Origin of the sequence: Marinomonas sp. ef1 (genome assembly GCF_002806845.1) — a bacterium.
In the GTDB taxonomy this organism is placed as follows: Bacteria; Pseudomonadota; Gammaproteobacteria; order Pseudomonadales; family Marinomonadaceae; genus Marinomonas; species Marinomonas polaris.
The window spans coordinates 39,244-58,875 of sequence record NZ_NHTT01000011.1; the positions used below are offsets into that span (position 1 = coordinate 39,244).

Genomic DNA, 19,632 nt, shown 5'->3' on the forward strand with positions numbered 1-19,632 from the left:
ATGAGTAGCAGCACATAAAGTTGTGTACTACTCATCGCTGTATTTTACTGAGCGTGACGCTTGGCAATTTCTGCCGCCAACTCATCAAAACTTTTTTCAGATTCTAATTTTTGGTACAAAGCTTGTTCATTTTTCATAGAAGTACGCAAAATATCTTGTGCTACTTTTCCAGCTTGCTCAGGATCTAAACCAACCAAAACAACCAAACCACCACTAGGCGTAGGCATCTGACGTACAACTTTAGATCCAATTAATTGCTGCTCAGTAACTTGCTTAGTCACTACACTATTCACACGATCAACTGTTTCTGCATCACCAGCACCTGTTGTTTCAACATACTGCTTGACCATGTTTTGCAGATCAAGGCTAAGTACTTGCGCCAACTCAACACGTGCCGCTGTTGCAGCCATCTGTTTCATATAGTTAGGGCCAGCGGCAGATTTTTCGCTATAACCAACCGCAGACAAAGCCACACCCTCAACAGGAGCACCACACACCCAAGCAGGAGCAGCCTGATTAGAACCATCAGCAAACACACAATCAGGAATTGCCTCAACGGGCGTATTCAAAGCATCTTTACTGCATGCGGCCAATACAAGGCTAGCTGCCAATAAACCCACGACTTTAAAGGTCATCATCTTTTTCCTTTATCCAAGAGGCTAAATAACTAGAGATATACAGTGTCAAAATATCACTAAATACAATGTTGCTATTCTAGACTATTCAAGATACTAAAAACAAAAAAAGGCGCTATAAATAGCGCCCTTTTACATCAATTTACACTAAAAATTACTCAGTGTAAGCTGCTTTTTCTTCTTCAGTTACGTCTTTCATAGAAAGCTTGATACGACCACGAGCATCAACATCTAGTACTTTAACGATAACTTCTTGACCTTCAGAAAGGAAGTCAGTTACCGCACGAATACGCTCTTCAGCGATTTGAGAGATGTGAACCAAACCATCTTTACCAGGTAAGATGTTTACGAAAGCACCAAACTCAGCTAGACGAACTACTTTACCTTTGTAAAGTTTATCTACTTCTGCTTCAGCAGTGATTTCATGAATCTTCAGCAATGCTGCATCAGAAGATGCTTTATCAGCAGCGTAAATACGAACAGTACCGTCGTCATCTAGATCGATAGAAGCGCCAGTTTGCTCAGTGATAGAACGAATTGTTGCACCACCTTTACCGATAACGTCACGAATTTTCTCTGGATCAATTTTGATCGTCGCCATAGAAGGCGCGTTAGGAGAAACTTCTGGACGAGCGTAACCAATTACTTTCGCCATCTCTCGAAGGATATGAGTACGAGCTTCAAGCGCTTGGCTCAAGGCGATATCCATAATCTCTTCGTTGATACCTTCGATTTTGATGTCCATTTGAAGCGCAGTAATACCTTCTGCAGTACCCGCTACTTTAAAGTCCATATCACCAAGGTGATCTTCGTCACCTAAGATATCAGTCAATACAGCAAAACCATCGTCTTCTTTGATAAGACCCATTGCGATACCTGCAACAGGTGCCTTAAGAGGAACACCAGCGTCCATCATAGACAAAGACGCGCCACACACAGATGCCATAGAGCTTGAACCGTTGGATTCAGTAATCTCAGATACGATACGGATTGTGTAAGGGAATTCATCTTCAGAAGGTAATACAGCCTGAACACCACGACGAGCTAGACGACCGTGACCAATTTCACGACGACCAACACCACCCATACGACCACACTCACCTACAGAGTATGGAGGGAAGTTGTAATGAAGCATGAAGCTGTCTTTACTTTCGCCAGTCAAACCATCAGTCATTTGTGAATCGCGGCTCGTACCAAGCGTACAAGTTGCAATCGCCTGAGTTTCACCACGAGTGAACAAAGCAGAACCATGAGTTTTACTTAGTAGACCAACTTCAACGTTGATTGGACGAACTGTTTTATTATCACGACCATCAATACGAGGCTTGCCATCGATAACACGGCGACGAACAATACGTTTTTCAAGTTTAGAGAAAGCACCAGTAACGTCAGCTTCTGAGAACTCACCTTCTGCAGTAACAAGTGCAGCAACAGCTGCATCACGAACAACACCTAGTTGAGCGTAACGAGCCATTTTTTCGCTGATTCCGTACGCTTCTTCGATTTGAGCTGCGTAACCAGATTGAAGTGCATCAGTCAAAGAAACGTTTGCCGCATCTGCAACCCAATCCCAACGAGGCTTAGCACACTCAGCTGCGAATTCTGTAATGGCAGAAATCGCCGCTTGCATTTCTTTATGAGCGTAAAGTACAGCACCTAGCATTTCGTCTTCTGTAAGCTCTTGCGCTTCAGACTCAACCATCAATACTGCGTCTTTCGTACCTGCTACGACCATGTCTAGCAAAGAACCATCTAGATCAGAATAGCTTGGGTTAAGAACATAACCAGACTCGTCGTTAAAACCAACACGAGCTGCACCGATAGGACCATTGAATGGAATACCAGAAATAGTCAATGCAGCAGACGTTGCCAACATAGCCGCAATATCAGCGTCTAAGTTAGTGTTAGTAGACATAACAGTACAAACAACCTGAACTTCGTTCATAAACCCTTTAGGGAACAATGGACGGATTGGACGGTCGATCAAACGAGAAGTCAGTGTTTCTTTTTCAGAAGGACGGCCTTCACGTTTTAGGAAGCCACCTGGAATTTTACCAACCGCGTAAGCACGCTCTTGATAATGAACAGACAATGGGAAAAAGTCTTGGCCAGCCTTAGCTGATTTAGCGCCTACAACAGTAGCAAGTACTTGTGCATCACCAATTGTACAAAGAACAGCACCTGTTGCTTGGCGAGCAATGCGGCCTGTTTCTAGCGTTACGGTATCATTACCGAACTGAAAAGTTTTTGTAGTAATACTCACACGTATTCCTTTTATTAAAAAAATTTCTTCTCCCAAAGACCTCTTTTTAAGCCAGTACTCATATGAACTCTTTCAGCTTCTTCATTCAGGAGAAGAAAAGTGCATATGAAGTACAGGCTGTCCCTTGGGAGACCAATAAAAAAAGGGCCATAATAACTTATGGCCCTTTCTCAGTCTTAGCGACGCAGACCTAGTTTTTTAATCAAACTAGTGTAACGAGCTGCATCTTTACGCTTAAGGTAATCCAACAACTTACGACGCTGGTTTACCATGCGGATTAGACCGCGACGAGAATGATGGTCGTGGATATGAGCTTTAAAGTGACCTTGAAGACCTTCGATGTTCTTAGTCAACAATGCTACTTGAACTTCAGGAGAACCAGTGTCGCCTTCCGCTACTTGAAACTCTTTTACCAACGCTGCTTTTGATTCTGCAGACAATGCCATAATCTTAATCTCCAAATTAATATGCTATTAAAAGTAAAGGATAGCCGAGCATATTTTCAGTCATCCTAAGCTAGCAAGTTTAACACTCTTTTTAGCAGAACTCACTGCTATTTATAAAGAGAACTCGCTGGTATTTACCAGTCGATAAGGACGAATAGACGTCTCTTTAATTTGCCCAAGGCCTAAGAAGCGCTGTGATCCATGATCGTACATTCTCACTACAGTTTCATGTTCTAATGAAACAGGACTAGGTATGGTTCGACCAAACAGCATATCCAGTGTATCCGCCTCAGGTAAATTCACTCTAGTGAAATGCTCTACAGCGGTATCCATCGAAATTAGATGAGAATCTAATGCCTCATATCCTTGCTCCGCTATCGCTTCAAACTGCTCTAACGTCATCATATTTTCAGGCAAATAACCCGCCGTCGAAATACGATGCAAAAAATGAAGATGCGCACCACAACCTAACGCTTCACCAATATCCTCGCCAATGGTTCGAATATAAGTACCTTTGGAACACTGAATATCAAGCGTCAGTGTATCTTCGGTTCTTGAAACAAGAGTTAGATTTGAAATAGTAACGCGACGACGTTTCCTTTCTATAACTATGCCTTGACGGGCATACTCATACAAAGGCCTACCTTCGTGCTTTAAAGCAGAATACATGGGAGGTATTTGCTCAATTTCACCACGAAATCCGTCTAGAATTTCTTCAAGAGATTCATCAGTAAGAGTAGGAATCAACTCCTCAGTTAATACCTCACCTTCACGATCACCGGTTGTGGTTCTTTTTCCCAACTGTATGCAGGTTAGATAACGCTTATTTGCATCCAATAAATATTGAGAAAATTTCGTCGCTTCTCCGAGACACAATGGCAACATTCCTGTTGCCAAAGGGTCAAGCGCCCCAGTATGTCCAGCTTTTGCTGCCTGATAAAGACGGCGGACACGCTGCAGCGCTTGGTTCGAACTTAAACCTATCGGCTTGTTCAGTAGAACGATACCGTCCACTGAACGCCATTTTGCTTTAACCATACGAACTTATTACTCGCCTTCGTTACCGTTTTTTGTCTCATCATCACGAATTGCTTCGTCAATAAGAGCAGACATGCGTGAACCATTAACAACACTCTGGTCGTAGTGGAAACGCAAATGCGGCATAACACGAAGTTTTACTTCTTGTGCTAAACGACGACGCAAGAACCCTTTCGCACTATCAAGTGCAGCTTGGTTCTCAGCCAATACTTCTGGCTGGTCATCTTTACCAAGTACGGTGTAATAAATATCCGCATAGCCTAAATCTTTTGCTACACGCACTTCGTTGACAGTAACTAATCCTAAACGAGGATCTTTTACTTCAAACTGGATCAAGGACGCCAGCTCCTTTTGGAGCTGGTCACCAATCCGACTAGTACGACTAAATTCGCCTGCCATGATCTTGTCCTATTAAAGCGTACGCGCTACTTCGACGGTTTCAAAAACCTCGATCTTATCGCCTACTTTGACATCGTTGTAGTTCTTCACGCCGATACCACATTCCATACCGCGGCTAACTTCGTTAACAGCATCTTTGAAACGACGAAGAGACTCAAGTTCACCTTCGTAAATAACAACGTCATCACGCAATACACGAATCTGCTTGTTACGGTAAACCGTACCTTCGATAACCATACAGCCGGCAACCAAGCCAAACTTAGGCGAACGGAACACATCACGCACTTCAGCAGTACCTTTGATGTCTTCACGAAGATCTGGAGACAACATACCAGACAAAGCAGACTTAACATCATCAATGATGTTGTAGATAACGCTGTAGTAACGAAGATCAATGCTTTCACGTTCGATAAACTGCTTAGCAGAGTTATCAGCACGCACGTTGAAACCAAAAATAACGGCATCAGAAGCTAAAGCCAAAGTAGCATCCGTTTCGGTGATACCACCAACGCCACTAGAGACGACATTCACTTTTACTTCGTCTGTGTTCATATCAGTCAATGATTTGATCAAAGCTTCTAGAGAACCACGAACGTCAGCTTTTAGAACCACATTCAAAGTACGAACTTCGTCTTTACCCATTTCAGAGAACAAATTCTCCAATTTAGCAGAGTGTTGACGAGCAAAGCGTACTTCGCGGTATTTACCCTGACGGAAGTTAGCTACTTCACGCGCTTTACGCTCATCAGCAACAACGATGAACTCTTCACCAGCTTCTGGCGTTCCGTCAAGACCAAGAATCTCAACTGGAATAGATGGACCAGCAGAATCAATCGTCTTACCAGTTTCATCCAACAAAGCACGAACACGACCCATTTGAAGACCAGCCAACACGATGTCGCCTTTCTTCAAAGTACCGTTCTGAACGAGCAAAGTTGCAACTGAACCACGACCGCGATCAAGGCGAGCTTCAACAACAACACCTTTAGCCGGTGCGCTAGGAACAGCCGTCAACTCTAATACTTCAGCCTGAAGAAGAACCGCTTCTAAAAGCGCTTCTATACCTTCACCAGATTTTGCAGATACGCCAACAAACTGGATGTCACCACCCCATTCTTCTGGCACAACTTCTTGCGCTACCAATTCATTTTTAACACGATCGATATCAGCGCCTTCTTTGTCGATCTTAGTCATGGCAACAACAATTGGCACACCGGCAGCACGCGCGTGTTGGATCGCCTCGATTGTTTGCGGCATTACACCATCATCAGCAGCACAAACTAGAATAACAATGTCTGTCGCCTTGGCACCACGAGCACGCATAGAGGTAAACGCAGCGTGTCCAGGTGTATCCAAGAAGCTGATCATGCCATGTGGTGTTTCAACATGGTAAGCACCAATGTGCTGGGTAATACCGCCAGACTCACCCGCAGCAACACGAGTTGTACGAATGTAATCAAGCAATGATGTTTTACCATGGTCAACGTGACCCATTACGGTAACTACTGGTGCACGTTTAATTGCTTCACCTTGGTAGTCAATGGCTTCAATCATGTCGTTTTCGACAGCATTTTCATCGATAAACTTAACAGTATGGCCCATTTCTTCAACAACTAAAGTCGCTGTATCACGGTCAATTGTCTGGTTAATAGTCGCCATAGCGCCCATTTTAAACATGATCTTAATAACTTCAGCGCCTTTCACTGCCATTTTTTCAGCAAGATCAGCCACTGTAATACTTTCTGGCAATGCCACTTCATGGATCATTTTAGCCGTAGGCTTTTGGAAACCATGTTCTTGTTTAGATGGCTTCTTATTCTTACGACCCAATTTACCACGACGAGTAAATTCATCTTCATCATTCACATTAACGCGTGAAGTACGCTTATTGTCTGGGTTTACACGACCACGAGGTTTATCTTTATCTTTGTCGTTGTCATGTCTAACTGGACCCTTTTTGCCTTTAGGTGCAACAGTTGACTTCTTACTATCCATTGCTGGTTGAGACACTTTTTTCGACGCCTTAGGCTGCTTCGGTGATTCCACGGGTTCTGCCGCTCCTGTATCGGAAACATACTGCTCCGTTTCATTGACCGCGTCAGCATCCGCTACGACGTTTTTCACCGTTGCTTCTTGACGCGCTTTTTCTTCGGCTTCAGCCTTCGCTTTTGCCGCCTTCTCTTCTTCTTGCTTACGCTCTAACTCAAGACGAGCTTTTTCTTGCGCTAAACGCTCTTGCTCTTCAGCAAGACGCTTTGCTAACTCTTCTTGTTTCTGAGCTTCTTCATCATCACGCTTAACATAGGTACGTTTTTTCTTAACAGCAACATTAACGGCTTTTCCGCCATCACGAGACAAAGTACTTGTTGTCTTACGCTGCAAGGTAATACGCTGGCTATTATCACCTTCTTCACCATGTTGACGTTTTAAATAACTCAATAGAACTTGCTTTTCAACTTCAGAGACTTCTTGACTTGCACTCGTTTGAGGCAGGCCAGCGTCTTTCATCTGAGCTAGTAGCTTATCGACTGGCGTATTTACCAGCTCGGATAGTATCTTTACGGTTTGAACTGTCATTAAGTTCCCCCTTATGTACTCAGATTTTATTCAGATTCAGTAAACCAAGGTGCGCGAGCAGTCAAGATAAGACGACCTGCACGCTCTTCAGTCATACCTTCAACGTCAAGCAATTCATCAACTGATTGTTCAGCCAAATCTTCCATAGTAACAACACCCATAGAAGCAAGCACCAAAGCAAGGTGGTTATCCATTCCTTCCATCGCCAATAAGTCGGCAGCAGGTTTGGCATCATCTAATTGCTCTTCAGCTTGAAGCGCTTGGTTCAGCAAAGCTTCTTTTGCACGTGAACGTAGCTCGTTTACTAAATCTTCATCAAATCCATCGATGTCTAACATTTCTTCCATTGGGATATAAGCGACTTCTTCTAAAGAAGTGAATCCCTCATCAACCATCTGGATCGCCAAATCATCATCGATATCTAATCCATTAACGAAGATATCAATCAGCTTTTGCGATTCTTCTTGCTGCTTAGCTTCTGCATCTTCGCTGGTCATTACATTCAAAGACCAACCAGTCAGAGTAGACGCTAAACGAACATTTTGACCATTACGACCAATCGCTTGCGCTAAATTATCACTCTTAACCGCAACATCCATAGAATGCGCATCTTCATCAATGACAATAGAATCCACTTCTGCAGGTGCCATTGCGTTGATCACTAGCTGAGCTGGGTTATCATCCCAAAGTACGATATCTACACGTTCGCCATTCATCTCGTTAGAGACTGCTTGAACTCGCGCACCACGCATACCGACACAAGCACCGATTGGGTCAATACGGCGGTCATTTGTTTTAACGGCAATTTTGGCACGTAAACCAGGATCACGTGCAGCACCACGAATTTCGATAACTTCTTCAGCGATTTCTGGCACTTCAAGGCGGAACAACTCGATCATGAATGCTGGCGCGTTACGAGACAGAATTAATTGCGCACCACGGCTGTCATCGCGAATTTCAAGCAACAATGCACGGATACGGTCATTCATTCTGAAACTTTCACGAGCGATCAATTGATCTTTTGGTAATGACGCTTCCGCGTTTTCACCAAGATCAATAATCAAGCTATCACGAGTCACTTTTTTGACCTGACCATGAACAAGCTTGCCAACTTTTTCCGTGTACAACGCCACCATTTTAGCGCGCTCAGCTTCACGTACCTTTTGTACGATAACTTGTTTAGCTGTTTGGGCAGCAATACGACCAAATACTTCAGACTCAACTTCTTCTTCGTAAATCTCGCCAATAGGCACACCAAGATTTTGTTCTTCAGAATCATCAATTGTTAATTCGAATGCTGGAGCGGAATAATCTTCATCTGCAACAATATGCCATTGACGGTAAGTTTTGTAATCACCTGTACGCTGATCAATAGAGACGCGAATTAATGCGTCTTCTTCAAAACGGCGTTTGGCAGCACTAGCTAAAGCAATTTCAACGGCTTCGAAAATAACTTGTTTCGGAACATCTTTCTCGTTGGAAACGGCTTCCACTACCAAAAGAATTTCTTTGCTCATCCTTTTAGCCTCTCTTCAAGGTTAATTTTTAAAATTGTGGAACAACATTTGCCTTATCGATCAAATCGATAGGCAATAAGTATTCTTCTTGATCTACGCGAATAACAATATCTTCGCTTTCGATCCCCATTAGTTGCCCTTTAAACTTACGTCGCCCATCAAAAGGCACACGCAAGCGCAAAGAAACAATAGAACCGATATAAGCCTGATATTGAGCCAAACTGAATAAAGGCCGATCTAAACCTGGTGACGATACCTCTAGGTTGTACTCCCCAGTAATTGGGTCTTCAACATCTAGAATAGAACTAACTTGACGGCTAACTCGGGCGCAATCTTCTACGTCAATCCCTTTTTCAGCATCCGTTTCGATATAAATACGAAGCACAGAATCTTTACCTAAAGATAAATATTCCATCCCCCAAAACTCAAACCCTAAACCTTCAACGACTGGTCGAATAAGTTCTTCTAAAATCGTATATTTTGCTGACAATCGTTTTCTCCGAAAACCAATTTTGTAAAACGCAGAAACAAAAAACGGGCTCAAGGCCCATTTTCATTTATAAACAGTAACAGTACAGATAACAAAAAACCCCATATAGGGGTTCTCAGCACTCTGCTCAAATAAAACTGAGAGAGCATCCTTCATAAAGAAGGTCGTCAATCCTGACACTAAACACTAAGAACAAACTGGTGCGGATACCTAAACTAGGAAAACCATGAGAAGAATATCTTTTAAAAAGAAACTCAAATCTCGACAAACCAGATTGCTCTGCATCAATATTCCGACATCATACACAAAATACGACATCAATTCAAGATTGGTGCGGATGGGGGGACTCGAACCCCCACGAGCATAGCTCACCACCCCCTCAAGGTGGCGCGTCTACCAATTCCGCCACATCCGCAAAGCACTACACAGCTAACACAAACACTTTCAAAACCAGTATAACTAAATATTACTCAGTTACAGGTAGATCAGATGATGTTTTTTTCTTATCACCCAACTCTGGCAAACCTATAGTTTCTTCAACTTGAGGAGCTGAAGGAACAAAATCAAGCGCACCTGAAACACTTTTTGCCTGTTCACTGGCAAAAAAAGCCAGACCAAAACTAGTCAAAAAGAAAATCAATGCAAACACTGCGGTCATTTTCCCAAAGAAACTACCACCACCTTGACTCCCAAATACTGTCTGGGACGCACCACCACCAAAAGAGGCGCCAGCGTCCGCACCTTTGCCTTGCTGCAACAAAACCAACGCGATAATTACAACCGCCGCCAGTACATGCAAAACTAAAATTAGTGCTTCCATCAATTAACCTGCTGTTTTTACAATCGCGATAAATTCTTTTGCATCAAGAGATGCACCACCAACAAGAGCACCATCTACATCAGGCATTTGAAATAAAGCCGAGCTGGTTGATGCCTTAACACTTCCACCATATAGAATCTGCACTTTCTGAGAAACAGATTCCGATGTTTTGGCCAAAAAGGCCCGAATAGATTTATGAACATCTTGTGCTTGCTCTGCACTTGCAGACAAACCTGTCCCTATTGCCCATACCGGCTCATAAGCAATAACCATCTGCTCAAATGAAGCGATACCAACAACATCAACAACAGCCTGAAGTTGCTGTTCACATACTTCTAGCGTCTTGCCTGACTCTCGCTCAGCCAATGTTTCACCGATACATAACATTGGAGTCAAACCAAAATCTAAAACTGCTTTTACTTTAGAAGCTATAAGCTCATTTGTTTCACCATAAAGAGAACGTCTCTCTGAATGACCAAGCAACACATACTTAACCCCAAAGTCGCCCAACATAAAAGTAGATACTTCACCTGTAAAGGCACCTTTCACTTCTTGACTAACATTCTGCGCAGCTAAAACTATACCACTAGCAGATATCAATTCATCAACTTGCGACAAATAGGGAAAAGATGGAGCAACAACCACTTCAGAGCTAGAACCGTCCATCTCAAGCAAACCGTTAATCAGTGAAACAATAGACTCTTTCGAGCCATTCATTTTCCAGTTACCAGCTACTATTTTCTGACGAATCATATCCTAACCCCTAAATTCGAGGCGCCCATTCTATGGAATGGGCGCTTTGGTTTCAAGTATTTATTGTTATTCAATACATAAATTTCATTTTATGTATTTGCTTTAGCGGAAACTACAGAATTAACTTCTTCAACTAAATAATCAACAAGCTCATCTACAGTGTCATTATCTCGACCCTCGACCATAACTCGAATCAAAGGTTCAGTACCAGAAGCCCGAAGCAATACACGACCCAAGCCGTTCAAACGCTCATTTGCTACAGCAATTGCCTTCTGCAAAGCTGGCTCTTCATTTGGAATAAAACGCTTGGCCACACGGATATTTTTCAACTTTTGAGGGAATTTAACCAAGCCAACCAAGAGCTCATCAAGCGCCTTACCCTCTTCAACCATGGCACGAAGCACCTGAAGCGCAGCAATGATACCATCGCCTGTCGTAGTAATTGAGCGACATACAATATGCCCAGATGGCTCACCACCCAACACCCAACCATGCTGCATCAATTTTTCATTGACGTACCTATCTCCAACCGCAGCTCGACTAAAGCCAATACCCGTTTCAGAGAAAGCCAATTCCAAGCCAAAGTTACTCATCAGAGTACCAACAACACCACCGCTAAAACGCCCAGTACGCATAAGATGATTAGCGATAATATACAGAATATCATCACCATCGCGCACTACACCGTGACGATCAACTAATATCAAGCGGTCACCATCACCATCTAGCGCGATACCAAGATCTGCTTCTTCAGCTAAAACATTTTTACGCAACAACTCTGGCTTAGTCGCACCACTAAACTCATTAATATTCAATCCATCAGGATTAACACCAATCGATATAACTTCCGCACCCAGCTCGGAAAACACACGAGGGGCAACATGATAGGTAGCACCATCAGCACAATCAACAACGATTTTAAGACCGCTTAACTGCAAACCAATAGGAAACGTACCCTTACAATATTCAATGTAACGCCCTGCAGCATCATCAATACGCTTTGCACGCCCAATAAGACTAGATTCAACCACTACCATTGGCTGCTCAAGAAAATACTCAATGCGCTCTTCTATCTCATCAGAAATCTTTCCACCTTCGGCAGAAAAAAACTTAATACCATTGTCAGTATAAGGATTATGAGACGCACTAATAACAATGCCAGCACTCGCGCGGAATGTTCGAGTCAAATAAGCAATCGCAGGCGTTGGCATAGGGCCAACTAAACGCACATCCGCACCGGCCGCAACAATGCCAGACTCAAGCGCAGACTCAAACATGTAACCAGAAATACGAGTATCTTTACCTATCAGAATCTTCTTATCATTTTCCTTAAAAACTTGGCCAGCCGCCCAACCAAGCTTAAGCATAAACTCTGGCGTAATTGGCGTCGTACCGACTTTCCCACGAATTCCATCTGTACCAAAATACTTACGCATTAAATCTCTCTCTCAATACGAGACATTAACGCCAACATTTCAACATGCGGCCTAACATCATGAACTCTAAAAATACGAGCACCCTTCAAATAAGCAGAAGCATTTGCTCCCATAGTGCCATATAAGCGCTCTTCAACCGGCAAACCTAAAGCCTCTCCTATCATAGTCTTTCTCGAAAGACCGACAAGAACTTCAAACCCCAGACCTTTAAACACTTCAGTATGCTTCAGCAGCGATAAATTATGCGCCAGCGTTTTCCCAAACCCAATACCTGGGTCCAAAATAAGGCGAGACCGAGAAATACCAACCGACTCACACTCAATAACCCTAGACATCAAATAACTCAAAACGTCATCAACCACCGATACATAATCAGGTCGATCCTGCATTGTTTGCGGCACACCTTTCATATGCATCAAACAAATAGGCAAATCAGTTTCGGCAGCGGCCTGCAAAGCACCTTCACGCTCAAGCGCCCTAACATCATTTATAAACCCCATCCCTAAAAGAGCAGCCCCATGAATTACCTCCGTTGTACTAGTATCTACAGACACAACGATATCGAAGCGTTTTTTTATTGCTTCAACAATAGGCAACACACGATCCAGTTCTTGCTGAATAGAAACAGGCACGGCACCAGGACGAGTCGACTCACCACCAACATCTATAATGCTAGCGCCCTCTTGAATCATCTTTTCAGCCTGACGCAAAGCAGCATCTAATGAATTAAAAGCACCACCATCCGAAAACGAGTCAGGAGTAATATTTAGTATCCCCATTACATGAGGAAGGGACAAGTCTAGCGACTTGTCCCCAAAAGGCATTAACGACATGAAAAAACCATATCAAAAAATTAACAGTTCGACGCTATTCACCTGCTGGTTTAGGTGAAGCTTGACCAGAAGTAGAGTCAAGATCATCTGACTCTGCCTCACTTTCAGAAGAGCCATCACCAGATGAAGCAACAACTTCGTCATTCACTTTATCTGCATCATCACCTTTAGGAGTGTTAGCACTAGGATCAGACCAACCTTCAGGAGGAGATGGCTTTTTACCGTCCATAATCTCTTTGATTTGCTTAGCATCAATTGTCTCATACTGCATCAATGCTTCCGCCATAACATCTAGCTTAGGACGATTTTCAACCAATATCGTTGTCGCTTTTGAATAACAACGACTAATAATATCCTGAACCTCAGCATCTATAATCTTGCCAGTTTCAGGCGAGAAATAGTTTGCCTTACTTCCAGTTGGCCCAGAAATATAGCCACCATTATTATCATCCTCTTCATAGGCGAATGGACCAAGTTTTTCAGACAACCCCCATTTAGTTACCATGTTACGAGCAATACTTGTTGCGCGCTCAATATCATTTGAGGCACCGGTCGAAACACCATCAAAGCCATGAATCATTTCTTCAGCAATACGACCGCCATACAAACTACACACCTGACTTTCAAGACCACGCTTACTAATACTGTATTTATCTTCTTCAGGTAAATACATAGTGACACCTAGTGCACGACCACGAGGAATAATAGATACCTTATAAACTGGATCATGCTCAGGCATTAAATAACCAATAATAGTATGGCCAGCTTCATGGTAGGCAGTATTAAGCTTTTCTTTATCACTCATCACCATGGTTTTACGTTCAGCACCCATGAGGATTTTATCTTTTGCTAGCTCAAGCTGCTCCATATTTACCAATCGACGATTAGAACGAGCAGCAAACAATGCCGCTTCATTAACTAGGTTAGCCAAATCAGCACCAGAGAAACCAGGCGTACCACGGGCAATGTTCTTTGGTTCTACGTCATCATCACAAGGCACTTTACGCAAATGCACTTTTAGAATTTGTTCACGACCACGAATATCAGGTAAGCCTACTTGTACTTGACGGTCAAAACGACCAGGACGAAGCAAAGCTGGATCTAATACGTCCGGACGGTTTGTCGCAGCAATAACAATAATACCTTCATTACCCTCGAAACCATCCATTTCAACCAACAGTTGGTTTAATGTCTGTTCACGCTCATCGTTACCACCGCCCATACCGGAACCACGGTTACGACCAACAGCATCAATCTCATCGATAAAGATGATACATGGCGCATGCTTTTTCGCTTGCTCAAACATATCACGGACACGAGACGCCCCAACACCAACAAACATTTCAACAAAGTCAGAACCAGAAATAGTAAAGAACGGCACTTTTGCTTCGCCGGCAATTGCTTTAGCCAACAGAGTTTTACCTGTACCTGGAGGCCCACACATTAAGATACCACGAGGTATTTTACCGCCTAGGCGCTGAAACTTACTCGGCTCGCGAAGAAAATCCACCAATTCTGAGGTGTCTTCTTTTGCTTCGTCACAACCAGCAACATCTGCAAATGTTGTTTTAATCTGATCTTCAGGCAAAAGCCGTGCTTTGGATTTACCAAAAGACATTGGACCGCCCTTACCACCACCACCGCCTTGCATTTGGCGCATGAAGAACATGAAGATCGCAAGAATAAGAAGAATAGGAAAACTGGCAACTAATAGTTGAGTCCAAATACTTTGCTGTTCAGGCATACGCCCTTCAACAACAACATTATTGCTAAGCAAATCATCCATTATTTTTGGATCAGCTGCCGCAGGACGCACAGTATCAAAGGTGTCACCACTAGTTCGGCTGCCGCTAATGGTATAACCATCAACAACTACTTTCGCTATACGGCCATCTTGGACTTCTTTCACAAACTCGGAATAAGAAATTCGATTTGTGTCAGATGTCGTATTAAAATTATTAAACACAGTTAGTAGTACAGCAGCTATCACCAACCACAACAGTATATTTTTCAGCATATCGTTCAAGAGCACACCTCTTAACGGTTGTTTTAAATGTCTCTGGTAATCATACCAGAACATATCCCATTAACCTTTATATTGTCTTCCTAATAAGTAAACTTCGCGACTTCTTGCTCGCGATGCATCTGGTTTACGCGTCACAACAGATTCAAATTGAACCCGCATAGTTTTGAGGTATTCTTCAAACCCCTCACCTTGAAACACCTTCACCAGAAAATTTCCGCCTGGACGTAACACTTGAGCCGCCATATCCAAGGCAAGTTCTACAAGATACATAGCCTGAGGCTGATCAGAAGAACTGTTACCACTCATATTGGGGGCCATATCTGAAATTACAAGATCTGCTTTTTTATCTCCAATTTCAGCTAAGATTGCCTCGTATACTTCTTGCTCAGTAAAATCCCCCTGAACAAAACTTACACCAGGCAAAGGCGCCATTTCTAAAATATCAGAAGCAACAATCGTCCCGTGATCGCCCACCAACTTTGCTGCTACCTGAGACCAACCACCAGGAGCGGCACCAAGATCAACAACACGCATAGCTGGCTTAAACAACTTATCCTTGTCGTTAATCTCTATCAGCTTATAACTCGCTCTAGAGCGATAACCATCTTGTTGGGATTTTTTGACATACGGATCGTCAAAATGTTCCTTCATCCAATTATTACTACTTTTTGATCTTGCCACGTTTTCATCATACCTAAATCAGTCAATATTCCGCTATAATATCGCTTAACCTCTAAAGCCTCCAATAAAGAGGGTCAACTAATATGAGAAATTTTTACTATGAGCATTACAAACGCCCAAAAAAAGCAATATCGCCTAATCGGCCACGCACTTAATCCTGTGGTTATGATTGCGGGCAACGGTTTAACAGAAACCGTTCTCACTGAAATCGATCGTGCTCTTGAAGATCACGAGCTGATTAAAATACGCATCAGTATTACGGATCGCGAAGTTCGCACCGCATTGATTGAAGAAATCAATAAAATAATGAAGTCTGAAACCGTACAAACCATTGGTAAAGTAGCGCTTTTCTACCGTGCAGCCTTAAAACCAAATCCAAAGCTGTCCAACCTACTTCGTTAAAACAAAACTTAGAGATAGTCTTTTTTGTTTAAAAAACAGACTATCTCTAAACTCTTCAAAATTACGGCCGATACCTTTGACAGCTAACAAAGGAGTCGTACCATGCTATTTATAGAGGCGTTAAATAGAGCAAGCACTCAACCGAACGAGAAAAAGTTGATTTCTAGAGCCAAATATCGCCCTATAATCAGCAATAAAGACTCTGTCGACTTAAGTTCTGCTGCGCACCAAGTAAAGGAAATACATCTAGATAGCCAAAACAAATCACCACTCACTGCATCAACAAGCGTTTTTGCCAACCTTATTGAGCATGTATTGAGTCATCTTATAAACAGTAATGCGCATCTACATTCTCCGGAAGAACTTAATTTAGACACAAAAGACTGGAAACTCTTTCTACAAGTCCCTCCGATGACAAAAGAGAAGGACAACAAATCAGTAGAGTATGTTGCACCAGAAGTGTTACAGCGACCACCAGCCAAACAGCTAATATTCCATATCCCTGTAAAACCGTCTTACGGTATTCCTGTAGAGATGACCGTATTATTGTCGCCTCATAATGGCTCACCGGAAGCACCAAGCATTTTTTACACGTCCCCTAAAGAAAATTGGCTACCAGTATTACGCACACCCTATCCACCAGAATTTCTCGAGCAACAAATAACTCATTATCACATACTGCTTGATCAAGATGGCGAACCAGACCAACTGTCACCACTCTATACACACATAAATCAAAGTAGAGTAATGGGCGAAGACTCTTTTTCACCTCAAACTTTTGGCTTACGGATTTGGAGAGCAAAGAACAACACTTTAACACCTGTTGTTTTAGGAGATAGTCAGATTGGCTTATTGTTTGTTGGCCATTTCAAACCGATTGAAGGCAACCCAATTAGCGAAGAAGAAAGGGCCCGGCAGGCAAGCAACCTTTATACAAAGGCCTAAAGTCGCATTTCATGCAATAAAAAACCCTTCATACAATTCGCATGAAGGGTTTATTTCTTTATCGAAGAACTTAATTAATTTTTAAGGCTGAGAGCTAAACACTAAAGCTCGCACCACAACCACAGGTAGATGTGGCGTTAGGGTTTTGCACCACGAAGCGCGAGCCTTCTAAGTTTTCTTTATAGTCCACTTCCGATCCAACAAGATATTGGAAGCTTAACGGATCAACAACCAAAGTGACTCCGTTACGCTTTACTTCTGTATCGTCCTCTTGATGTTCTTCATCAAAAGTAAAACCATACTGAAAGCCGGAACAACCGCCCCCCGTCACATAAACACGCAACATGAGCCGATCATTTTCTTCTTCTTCAATTAAAGATTGCAGCTTTGCAGCTGCTGCGTCTGTAAATTCAATAGGATCAATCGATTCAACCATGCTCATTCCAATACCACTAAAACCATTTCGATAAATGAATTATCCACTTATCCGAGTAATTTAGTCAAGTATTGATCAATGTTCACGGGTTGAGTGGAATCGAACTTGGGGCCATTTTTCTTCTGCCATCATCAAATTCACTCGAGTTGGTGCCAAATACGTCAAATGACCGCCACCATCAATCGCTAAGTTGTCACGACACTTATTCTTAAATTCTTCAAATTTCTTAGCATCGTCACACTCCACCCAACGTGCCGAGTTGACGTTTACCGCTTCATAGATACATTCCACTTTGTATTCGTCTTTCAAACGGTACGCGACAACTTCATATTGCAGCTGACCAACTGCACCAACAATAAGTTCATTGTTGCGTTGAGGCATAAATAGCTGGGTAGAACCTTCTTCAGAAAGCTGCTGTAAACCTTTTTGCAAAGCTTTCATTTTCATCGGATCTTTTAAGCGTACACGGCGGAATAACTCAGGCGCAAAGTGAGGAATACCAGTGAACTTTAAATCTTCCCCTTCCGTGAAAGTATCACCTATCTGGATCGTGCCATGGTTATGCAAACCAATAATATCACCAGAGAAAGCTTCTTCAACACCCTCACGATCACCCGCTGTAAAAGACACCGCATCCGTCACTTTAATATCTTTACCAATACGGCAATGACGCATTTTCATACCACGATTATAAGTCCCTGAACACACTCGCATAAACGCAATACGGTCACGGTGTTTAGGGTCCATGTTGGCCTGAATTTTAAAAATAAAGCCGGAAAATTTTTCTTCCTTTGCTTCAACTTTGCGGGTATTAGTTTCGCGGTCAATAGGAGCTGGCGCCCATTCCACAAAGCCATCTAACATTTCACGAACACCAAAGTTAGAAAGTGCTGTACCAAAAAACACTGGCGTCAATTCACCAGCTAAATACGCATCAAGCTCGAATTCATGGCTCGCACCACGAACCAATTCGATTTCATCGACATAAGCAGCCCAATCATCACCAAGCAATTCTTTTGCCTTATCAGACTGTAGACCTTCGATTCGAATATCGTCCATCAAGGTATGGCCGCGACCACGAACAAATACATGAATCGTATCGGTATAAAGGTTATAAACACCTTTAAAGAAATCACTCATCCCAATCGGCCAAGTAATCGGTGCTGCAGCGATTTTTAGGACTTCTTCTACTTCATCTAACAATTCAATCGGATCGCGAATATCGCGGTCCATTTTGTTGATGAAAGTCAAAATAGGCGTATCACGTAAACGACAAACGTCCATCAACTTGATAGTACGGTCCTCTACACCTTTTGCTCCGTCGATGATCATCAACACAGAGTCAACCGCAGTAAGTGTTCGGTAAGTATCTTCCGAGAAGTCTTCGTGCCCAGGTGTATCAAGCAAGTTTACGATACGATCTTTGTATGGGAACTGCATCACAGAAGAGGTAATCGAGATACCACGCTGCTTCTCCATCGCCATCCAATCCGATGTCGCATGCTTATCACCTTTGCGGCCTTTTACAGAGCCAGCCGTTTGGATAAGCTGACCAAGCAGCAAAAGCTTTTCAGTGATGGTTGTTTTACCGGCGTCAGGGTGGGAGATGATAGCAAATGTGCGTCTATCGCTTACTTCATTAAGAAAATTCTGGTCTGCCATTAAAGTGTTCTTTTAGGTTATACGCGGGCTCTAAAACACTCGACATAAAAGCCAGTGCTCAACCCCGTTATGTTAATCGTGATTTCGTTGGCGACTATTTTCGCTGATCTCGGCTTTATAAACAATCAATGCCTATGGAATTAATCACTATTTAAACTTTCAGTCACTAACACCCTAAAATAACCATCCAATACAACCCACCGCAATGCACACAAACACAATCACCGAAAACATCAAAGGGCGAAGAGGGAAAAATCAACACCCCTTACAAAT

General features: G+C 42.8%; 18 protein-coding genes and 1 tRNA gene. 2 read left to right on the forward strand and 17 right to left on the reverse strand.

Annotated elements, in window-relative coordinates; all coding sequences use genetic code 11:
* Positions 1-44 precede the first annotated feature (44 nt).
* The 15 genes from CCS02_RS15640 to rlmE form a co-directional block, all read right to left on the reverse strand.
* On the reverse strand, positions 45-638 hold the full coding sequence (locus CCS02_RS15640; RefSeq protein WP_100186913.1) for an LPP20 family lipoprotein: 594 nt from the start codon (positions 636-638) through the stop codon (positions 45-47).
* A 151-nt stretch (positions 639-789) separates the two neighbouring features.
* Positions 790-2,898 carry a polyribonucleotide nucleotidyltransferase gene (pnp, locus tag CCS02_RS15645; RefSeq protein ID WP_072840341.1) on the reverse strand — a complete coding sequence of 703 codons (2,109 nt, stop codon included), beginning with the start codon at positions 2,896-2,898 and terminating at the stop codon, positions 790-792.
* A 176-nt stretch (positions 2,899-3,074) separates the two neighbouring features.
* Complete coding sequence (gene rpsO / locus CCS02_RS15650) at positions 3,075-3,344, reverse strand: 30S ribosomal protein S15 (RefSeq protein WP_012068748.1); 270 nt, start codon at positions 3,342-3,344, stop codon at positions 3,075-3,077.
* A 111-nt stretch (positions 3,345-3,455) separates the two neighbouring features.
* A complete protein-coding gene (gene truB, locus CCS02_RS15655; RefSeq protein ID WP_100637065.1) occupies positions 3,456-4,382 on the reverse strand; it encodes a tRNA pseudouridine(55) synthase TruB in 927 nt (308 codons plus the stop codon).
* A 9-nt stretch (positions 4,383-4,391) separates the two neighbouring features.
* On the reverse strand, positions 4,392-4,781 hold the full coding sequence (rbfA, locus tag CCS02_RS15660) for a 30S ribosome-binding factor RbfA (protein ID WP_067013360.1): 390 nt from the start codon (positions 4,779-4,781) through the stop codon (positions 4,392-4,394).
* Positions 4,782-4,793: 12 nt separating this feature from the next.
* Complete coding sequence (gene infB, locus CCS02_RS15665) at positions 4,794-7,358, reverse strand: translation initiation factor IF-2 (protein WP_100186911.1); 2,565 nt, start codon at positions 7,356-7,358, stop codon at positions 4,794-4,796.
* A gap of 26 nt (positions 7,359-7,384) precedes the next feature.
* Positions 7,385-8,875: a transcription termination factor NusA gene (nusA, locus tag CCS02_RS15670; RefSeq protein ID WP_100186910.1), complete on the reverse strand. Its 1,491-nt coding sequence runs from the start codon at positions 8,873-8,875 to the stop codon at positions 7,385-7,387.
* Between the two features lie 28 nt (positions 8,876-8,903).
* The gene (gene rimP, locus CCS02_RS15675) at positions 8,904-9,365 is read right to left on the reverse strand and encodes a ribosome maturation factor RimP (RefSeq protein WP_012068743.1); all 462 of its coding nucleotides are present in this window, start codon (positions 9,363-9,365) and stop codon (positions 8,904-8,906) included.
* Between the two features lie 329 nt (positions 9,366-9,694).
* Positions 9,695-9,780 (reverse strand) — tRNA-Leu (locus tag CCS02_RS15680).
* Positions 9,781-9,831: 51 nt separating this feature from the next.
* Complete coding sequence (gene secG / locus CCS02_RS15685) at positions 9,832-10,185, reverse strand: preprotein translocase subunit SecG (RefSeq protein ID WP_072840298.1); 354 nt, start codon at positions 10,183-10,185, stop codon at positions 9,832-9,834.
* Between the two features lie 3 nt (positions 10,186-10,188).
* A complete protein-coding gene (gene tpiA / locus CCS02_RS15690) occupies positions 10,189-10,938 on the reverse strand; it encodes a triose-phosphate isomerase (protein WP_100637066.1) in 750 nt (249 codons plus the stop codon).
* Positions 10,939-11,027: 89 nt separating this feature from the next.
* Positions 11,028-12,374 (reverse strand): phosphoglucosamine mutase, encoded by a 1,347-nt coding sequence (gene glmM, locus CCS02_RS15695; protein ID WP_072840296.1) that lies wholly within the window; start codon positions 12,372-12,374, stop codon positions 11,028-11,030.
* Positions 12,374-13,207, reverse strand: coding sequence for a dihydropteroate synthase (gene folP, locus CCS02_RS15700; protein WP_100186907.1), 834 nt, complete (start codon positions 13,205-13,207; stop codon positions 12,374-12,376). The genes glmM and folP overlap by 1 nt, the downstream gene beginning before the upstream one ends.
* 34 nt (positions 13,208-13,241) lie before the next feature.
* Positions 13,242-15,233, reverse strand: a complete 1,992-nt coding sequence (ftsH, locus tag CCS02_RS15705; protein WP_072840294.1) for an ATP-dependent zinc metalloprotease FtsH — start codon at positions 15,231-15,233, stop codon at positions 13,242-13,244.
* Positions 15,234-15,293: 60 nt separating this feature from the next.
* Positions 15,294-15,914, reverse strand: coding sequence for a 23S rRNA (uridine(2552)-2'-O)-methyltransferase RlmE (gene rlmE / locus CCS02_RS15710; protein ID WP_100186905.1), 621 nt, complete (start codon positions 15,912-15,914; stop codon positions 15,294-15,296).
* A gap of 99 nt (positions 15,915-16,013) precedes the next feature.
* On the opposite strand from rlmE, the gene CCS02_RS15715 reads away from it, so the two are divergent.
* A complete protein-coding gene (locus CCS02_RS15715; protein WP_100186904.1) occupies positions 16,014-16,316 on the forward strand; it encodes a YhbY family RNA-binding protein in 303 nt (100 codons plus the stop codon).
* Positions 16,317-16,418: 102 nt separating this feature from the next.
* Positions 16,419-17,261 (forward strand): hypothetical protein, encoded by an 843-nt coding sequence (locus tag CCS02_RS15720; RefSeq protein WP_072840291.1) that lies wholly within the window; start codon positions 16,419-16,421, stop codon positions 17,259-17,261.
* Positions 17,262-17,355: 94 nt separating this feature from the next.
* On the opposite strand, the gene erpA is transcribed toward CCS02_RS15720, so the two are convergent.
* Positions 17,356-17,703 (reverse strand): iron-sulfur cluster insertion protein ErpA, encoded by a 348-nt coding sequence (gene erpA, locus CCS02_RS15725; protein ID WP_072840290.1) that lies wholly within the window; start codon positions 17,701-17,703, stop codon positions 17,356-17,358.
* 69 nt (positions 17,704-17,772) lie between these two features.
* Complete coding sequence (locus CCS02_RS15730; protein ID WP_072840289.1) at positions 17,773-19,359, reverse strand: peptide chain release factor 3; 1,587 nt, start codon at positions 19,357-19,359, stop codon at positions 17,773-17,775.
* Positions 19,360-19,632 lie beyond the last annotated feature (273 nt).

What these genes read in the sequence shown, in the direction of transcription:
- erpA (WP_072840290.1), bottom strand. Translation starts at nt 17,703, where the DNA reads ATGAGCATGGTTGAATCGATTGATCCTATTGAATTTACAGACGCAGCA.
- rbfA (WP_067013360.1), bottom strand. Translation starts at nt 4,781, where the DNA reads ATGGCAGGCGAATTTAGTCGTACTAGTCGGATTGGTGACCAGCTCCAA.
- secG (WP_072840298.1), bottom strand. Translation starts at nt 10,185, where the DNA reads ATGGAAGCACTAATTTTAGTTTTGCATGTACTGGCGGCGGTTGTAATT.
- folP (WP_100186907.1), bottom strand. Translation starts at nt 13,207, where the DNA reads ATGTCGTTAATGCCTTTTGGGGACAAGTCGCTAGACTTGTCCCTTCCT.
- CCS02_RS15720 (WP_072840291.1), top strand. Translation starts at nt 16,419, where the DNA reads ATGCTATTTATAGAGGCGTTAAATAGAGCAAGCACTCAACCGAACGAG.
- nusA (WP_100186910.1), bottom strand. Translation starts at nt 8,875, where the DNA reads ATGAGCAAAGAAATTCTTTTGGTAGTGGAAGCCGTTTCCAACGAGAAA.
- rpsO (WP_012068748.1), bottom strand. Translation starts at nt 3,344, where the DNA reads ATGGCATTGTCTGCAGAATCAAAAGCAGCGTTGGTAAAAGAGTTTCAA.
- glmM (WP_072840296.1), bottom strand. Translation starts at nt 12,374, where the DNA reads ATGCGTAAGTATTTTGGTACAGATGGAATTCGTGGGAAAGTCGGTACG.
- CCS02_RS15715 (WP_100186904.1), top strand. Translation starts at nt 16,014, where the DNA reads ATGAGCATTACAAACGCCCAAAAAAAGCAATATCGCCTAATCGGCCAC.
- truB (WP_100637065.1), bottom strand. Translation starts at nt 4,382, where the DNA reads ATGGTTAAAGCAAAATGGCGTTCAGTGGACGGTATCGTTCTACTGAAC.
- CCS02_RS15730 (WP_072840289.1), bottom strand. Translation starts at nt 19,359, where the DNA reads ATGGCAGACCAGAATTTTCTTAATGAAGTAAGCGATAGACGCACATTT.
- tpiA (WP_100637066.1), bottom strand. Translation starts at nt 10,938, where the DNA reads ATGATTCGTCAGAAAATAGTAGCTGGTAACTGGAAAATGAATGGCTCG.
- CCS02_RS15640 (WP_100186913.1), bottom strand. Translation starts at nt 638, where the DNA reads ATGATGACCTTTAAAGTCGTGGGTTTATTGGCAGCTAGCCTTGTATTG.
- infB (WP_100186911.1), bottom strand. Translation starts at nt 7,358, where the DNA reads ATGACAGTTCAAACCGTAAAGATACTATCCGAGCTGGTAAATACGCCA.